Source organism: Sphingomonas sp. CCH9-F2, from assembly GCF_001556735.1.
GTDB classification, from domain to species: domain Bacteria; phylum Pseudomonadota; class Alphaproteobacteria; order Sphingomonadales; family Sphingomonadaceae; genus Sphingomonas; species Sphingomonas ginsenosidimutans.
On the sequence record NZ_LSJO01000560.1, the window covers coordinates 1 to 4,963 of the forward strand.

The 4,963-nt window shown below is 70.0% G+C and carries 5 protein-coding genes; all 5 read left to right on the forward strand.

From position 1 onward, the window contains the following. Positions 1-846 (forward strand): PepSY-associated TM helix domain-containing protein (locus AX685_RS15760; RefSeq protein ID WP_197418652.1); only part of this gene is annotated, 846 nt, incomplete at its 5' end. 165 nt (positions 847-1,011) lie between these two features. Continuing rightward, positions 1,012-1,644, forward strand: coding sequence for an SIS domain-containing protein (locus tag AX685_RS15765; RefSeq protein WP_082741012.1), 633 nt, complete (start codon positions 1,012-1,014; stop codon positions 1,642-1,644). Further along, positions 1,641-2,591: an SDR family NAD(P)-dependent oxidoreductase gene (locus tag AX685_RS15770; RefSeq protein ID WP_066490356.1), complete on the forward strand. Its 951-nt coding sequence runs from the start codon at positions 1,641-1,643 to the stop codon at positions 2,589-2,591. The genes AX685_RS15765 and AX685_RS15770 overlap by 4 nt, the downstream gene beginning before the upstream one ends. Beyond that, on the forward strand, positions 2,588-3,889 hold the full coding sequence (locus AX685_RS15775; RefSeq protein WP_066490357.1) for an HAD-IIIA family hydrolase: 1,302 nt from the start codon (positions 2,588-2,590) through the stop codon (positions 3,887-3,889). Before AX685_RS15770 ends, AX685_RS15775 begins: the two co-directional genes overlap by 4 nt. After that, positions 3,886-4,860, forward strand: coding sequence for a GHMP family kinase ATP-binding protein (locus AX685_RS15780; RefSeq protein ID WP_066490360.1), 975 nt, complete (start codon positions 3,886-3,888; stop codon positions 4,858-4,860). The genes AX685_RS15775 and AX685_RS15780 overlap by 4 nt, the downstream gene beginning before the upstream one ends. The last annotated feature ends 103 nt before the right edge of the window (positions 4,861-4,963 follow it).

The following is a 4,963-nucleotide window of genomic DNA, read 5'->3' on the forward strand; positions in this document are numbered from 1 at the left end:
CCCCGCCTCCACCTGCGCGGGCGCGTGGTCTGGCGCGATATCCACGCCGTCACCGGCGTGTGGACGGTGGCGCTGATCGCCTTCCTGCTGCTCACCGGCCTGCCCTGGGCGCAGGTGCAGGGCGATGTGATTCGCGACATGCTGTCGCGCGTCGGCGGCGGCTATCCGGTGTCGCACGCCACCAGCAATGCGCCGTCCAGCGCGCCGATGAAGGCGGCGCTGGGCAGCGCGCCGTGGACGCTGGAAGGCGCGCCGATGCCCGTGTCGGCGATGCCCTCCGCCCATGCTGAGCATATGGCGCCTGCGGGCACGACCGATCGTGCGGCGATCGCCGGGCTGGACGCGGTGGCCGCCACGCTGGCGCGCGATCATGCGCTGGCGGGCGGCTATCGCCTGTTCCCGCCCGCCGGCCCCACCGGCGTCTACACCGCCTATACCTATCCCGACCGGCCGCAGGGGCAGCGCAGCCTGTATTTCGATCGCTATTCGGGGCGGCTGATCCGTGACGTCGGGTTCGCCGACTATGGCATCGGTGCGCGCGCGATCGAACTGGGGGTGCAGCTGCACATGGGCAATTACTTCGGCACGGTGAACCAGATCGTCATGCTGCTGCCGTGCATCGGCATCGTCGTACTGGTCGTCAGCGGGGTGGCGATGTGGTGGAAACGGCGCCCCGCCGGTCGGCTCGCCGCGCCGCCGCGCGTCCCCGGCGCGCGGGTCGCGGGCGCGGTCGCGATCCTGACGGCGGCGGGGGTGATGATGCCGGTGCTCGGGGTGTCGCTGCTGGCGGCGGCGGCGATCGACCTGCTCGTTCGCTGGCGTTCGGCGCGCGCCACGCCGATCTGACGCGCGCTGGGTCAAGGCATTCAGAATCCAGACGTTGATCGACAACCGGCGCGCGCCTATCGGCAAGGGCGCGCGCCGGATCGGTCTTGGAGCCATTTCCGGCGAAACGCTTTATTGGCGGCTGTGCGGGCATGGCCGTCACGATGACTTCAAGGGGACGCAGGGATGGCTGACGAAGTGCACGATCCGCGGCGGCGCAACCGCCTGTTCGATACGGGCAGCGCGGCCGCCTATCTGCGTGACTATGCCGATGGCCTGCGCGATGCGCTGCACGGCGTCGACGGCGCGGCGCTGGAACGGGCGCGCGCGCTGATCGCCGGTGCGGCGGACGCCGGGCGGCGCGTCTTCGCGATCGGCAACGGCGGATCCAGCGCGATCGCCGACCATCTGTGCTGCGACCTGACCAAGGGCACGCATACCCACCACCACCCCACGGTCGACACCACCTCGCTCAGCGCCAACACCGCGCTCTATTCCGCGATCGCCAACGATTTCGGGTTCGAGACGGTGTTCGCCCGGCAGGTGGAGATGATCGGGCGCGAAGGCGACGTGCTGATCGCGATCTCCTCCTCGGGCAACAGCCCGAACATCCTCAACGCCGTCACCGCCGCCCAGGCCAGGGGCATGACCGTGATCGGGCTCAGCGGCTTCTCCGGCGGCGGCTTGCGCACCGCGGCGGACGTCGCGCTGCACGTCGATGTCGCCAATTACGGCGTGGTGGAGGATGCGCACCAGGCGCTGATGCACATCATCGCGCAGCTGATCGCCGCGGCGCGCGACGGGAACGCCGCCGCGTGACCGTCCTCGTCACCGGCGGCGCCGGCTTCATCGGATGCCATCTGTGCGAGGTGCTGGTCGCCCGCGGCGAGCGGGTGGTCGCGCTCGACAATCTGCTGCTCGGGCGGCGCACGCACCTGTCGGCGCTGGAGGGCAATGCCGCCTTCGCCTTCGTGGAAGGTGACGCGACCGACCCCGCCACGCTCGACGCGCTGTTCGCCGAACACCGCTTCGACGCGGTCTTCCACCTCGCCGCCAATTCCGACATCGCGGTCAGCCATGCCGATCCGGGGGTGGATTTCGACGCCACCTTCCGCACCAGCTGGGCGGTGCTCGACGCGATGCGCCGGCACGGCACGCCCCGCATCCTGTTCGCCTCGACATCGGCGGTCTATGGCGAGGCGACCGGTGCGATCCGCGAGGATCACGGCCCGCTGCTCCCCATCTCGCATTATGGCGCGGCGAAGCTGGCGTCGGAGGCGTTCATTTCCTCGTTCGTCGGCAATTACGGCATCCGCGCGTGGATCGCGCGCTTCCCCAATGTCGTCGGCGACCGTTCGACCCACGGCGCGATCCACGATTTCGCACGCAAACTGGCCGCCACGCCCGACCGGCTCCAGGTGCTGGGCGACGGCAGCCAGATCAAGCCGTACCTGCACGTCGACGATCTGGTCGACGCTCTGCTGCTGGCATGGGAAACGATGGACGCGCCGGTCAACCTTTTCAACGTCGGCGGGACCACGCGGTGCAGCGTGCGGCGCATGGCGGAGATCGTCGTGGAGGAAGCCGGCGGCACCGCGCAGATCGCCTATACCGGCGGTGACCGCGGCTGGATCGGCGACGTACCCAGCGTCGACTATGACACCACGCTGATCCGCTCGCTCGGCTGGTCGCCGCGACTCGATTCGGAGGGCGCGGTGCGCGCCGCCGCGCGCTGGGCGCTTCACGCCGCCGGCGTCACTGCATGAAGGCGGTCGTCCTGTGCGGCGGCAAGGGCACGCGGCTGGGGCTGACCGACCGGCCCAAGGCGATGGTGCCGGTCGCCGGCCGGCCGCTGCTGGAACGGCTGGTCGAGGACGTGCGCGATGCCGGCTTCACCGATATCGTCCTGCTCACCGGCCATCTGGCGGAGGTGATCGAGACGCATTTCGGTGACGGCAGCGCGTTCGGCGTGCGGATCGCGCATGTCCGCGAGGGCGAGCCGCTGGGCACCGCCGGCGCGGTGCGCGATGCACGGCACCTGCTGACCGAACCGTTCTTGGTGCTGTACGGCGACACGTTGCTCGACGTCGATCTGGCGCGCATGGCCGCCTTCCACGCCGAACACGGCGGGCTGGGGACGCTGTTCGTCCATCCCAACGACCATCCGCACGACAGCGACCTGCTGATCGCCGACGCCGACCACCGCATCCGCCGCTTCCTGCCCAAGCCCCACCCCGACGGCGCGATCCTGCCCAATCTGGTCAGTGCCGCGCTCTACGTCCTCGATCCCGCCGCGATCGACGCGGTCCCCGCGGAGGGCGCCAGCGACTGGGGGCGTGACATCTTCCCCGCGATCGTTGCGGCGGGCGGGCGGCTCAACGCCTATCGCAGCGTCGAATATGTCAAGGACATCGGCACCCCTGCCCGGCTGGCCAAGGGCGAGGCGGACCTGGCCTCCGGCCGGGTCGCGCGGCTCAGCCACCGCCATGCCAAGCCGGCGCTGTTCCTCGACCGCGACGGCGTGCTGAACGTCGAGATCAACGGCGTCCACCGCGCGCAGGACCTGGAACTGATGCCCGACGCCGGCAATGCCGTGCGGAGGGCGAACGCCGCGGGTATCCCGGTGATCTGCGTCACCAACCAGCCCGATATCGCCAAGGGTTTCCTGACCGAGGAGACGCTGGGCGAGGTGATGGCCGCGCTCGACACCGGGCTGGCGGCGGCGGGCGCGTATCTGGACGATATCTTCGTCTGCCCGCACCATCCCGAACGCGGCTGGCCGGGCGAGGTCGCCGCGCTCAAGATCGACTGCGACTGCCGCAAGCCGAAACCGGGTATGCTGCTGGCCGCGGCGGAGCGCCATCACCTCGACCTGTCGCGATCGTGGCTGATCGGGGATCGCCACGCCGATATCGCCGCCGCCCATGCCGCCGGCGCGCGGGCGGTGCTGCTCCGGACCGGGCATGCCGGCACCGACGCGGGCAACCGCCGCGCCGATCCCGATCACGTCGCCGCCACGCTGACCGATGCGGTCGCCTTCGTCATGAAAGCCATGGGCCAATGATCATTTCCCGCACGCCGCTCCGCATCAGCTTCTGCGGCGGGGGCAGCGACCTGCCCAGTTTCTACCGCGAACACGGCGGTGCGGTGCTCAGCATGTCGATCGCGCGCTACGTCTATCTGTCGATGCACGATTACTTCGGCGGTGAGGGCTATATCCTCAAATATTCGCAGCTGGAGACGCCGCGCGCCGTCGCCGACATCCAGCATCGCATCATCCGCGAGGTGTTCGGCGCCTATGGCCTGAACGGTGTGGACTTCAATTCCAGCGCCGATGTTCCCGCCGGCACCGGGCTGGGATCGTCCAGCGCCTTCACCGTTGGGCTGCTCAACCTGTGCAACGCCTATCGCGGCCGGTACGAAGGGCGGACCGCACTGGCCGCGCGCGCGTGCGAGATCGAGATCGAGAAGCTGGGCGAGCCGATCGGCAAGCAGGACCAGTATGGCTGCGCGCTCGGCGGGCTGAACTTCATCGAATTCCACCCCGACGAAAGCGTCGATTGCGAGGCGGTGCCGATCACGCTGGCGATGCGCCAGAAGATGGAGCGCAACCTCGTCATGTTCTATCTGGGCGGCACCCGCTCGGCCAGCGCGATCCTGAAGCAGCAGAACGCCGCCGCCGCGACCGACCGGCGGGTCACCGACAATCTGCGCGCGATGGTGGAGATGGCGCGCGGGCTGCGTCGCGACATCGTCGGCGATGTCGACGTGCTCGGCGGCTATCTCCACGAAGGCTGGATGCGCAAGCGCGAGCTGGCCGCCGGCATCACCAACCCGCGCGTCGACGATGCCTATGACCGCGCGCGCGCGGCGGGTGCGTCGGGCGGCAAGCTGCTGGGCGCGGGCGAAGCGGGCTTCCTGCTCGCTTATTGCCCGGACGGCACGCGCGACGCGGTCGTCGCCGCGCTGCCCGATTGTCAGGCCTATGACGTGCGCTTCGACGCGATGGGCACGACGATCATCTACTCGGACTGAGCGTCGTCGCGGGGGTCCAGGCGCCGTCCCGCTCGCGCAGCCACGCCGCCGCGCGCCGCCAGATCGCCACCGCGAACAGCAGTTCGCCCGCCAGCACGCCGAG

Excerpts from the sequence above, each read along its gene's own strand:
- AX685_RS15765 (WP_082741012.1), top strand. The coding sequence starts at position 1,012 with ATGGCTGACGAAGTGCACGATCCGCGGCGGCGCAACCGCCTGTTCGAT.
- AX685_RS15775 (WP_066490357.1), top strand. The coding sequence starts at position 2,588 with ATGAAGGCGGTCGTCCTGTGCGGCGGCAAGGGCACGCGGCTGGGGCTG.
- AX685_RS15780 (WP_066490360.1), top strand. The coding sequence starts at position 3,886 with ATGATCATTTCCCGCACGCCGCTCCGCATCAGCTTCTGCGGCGGGGGC.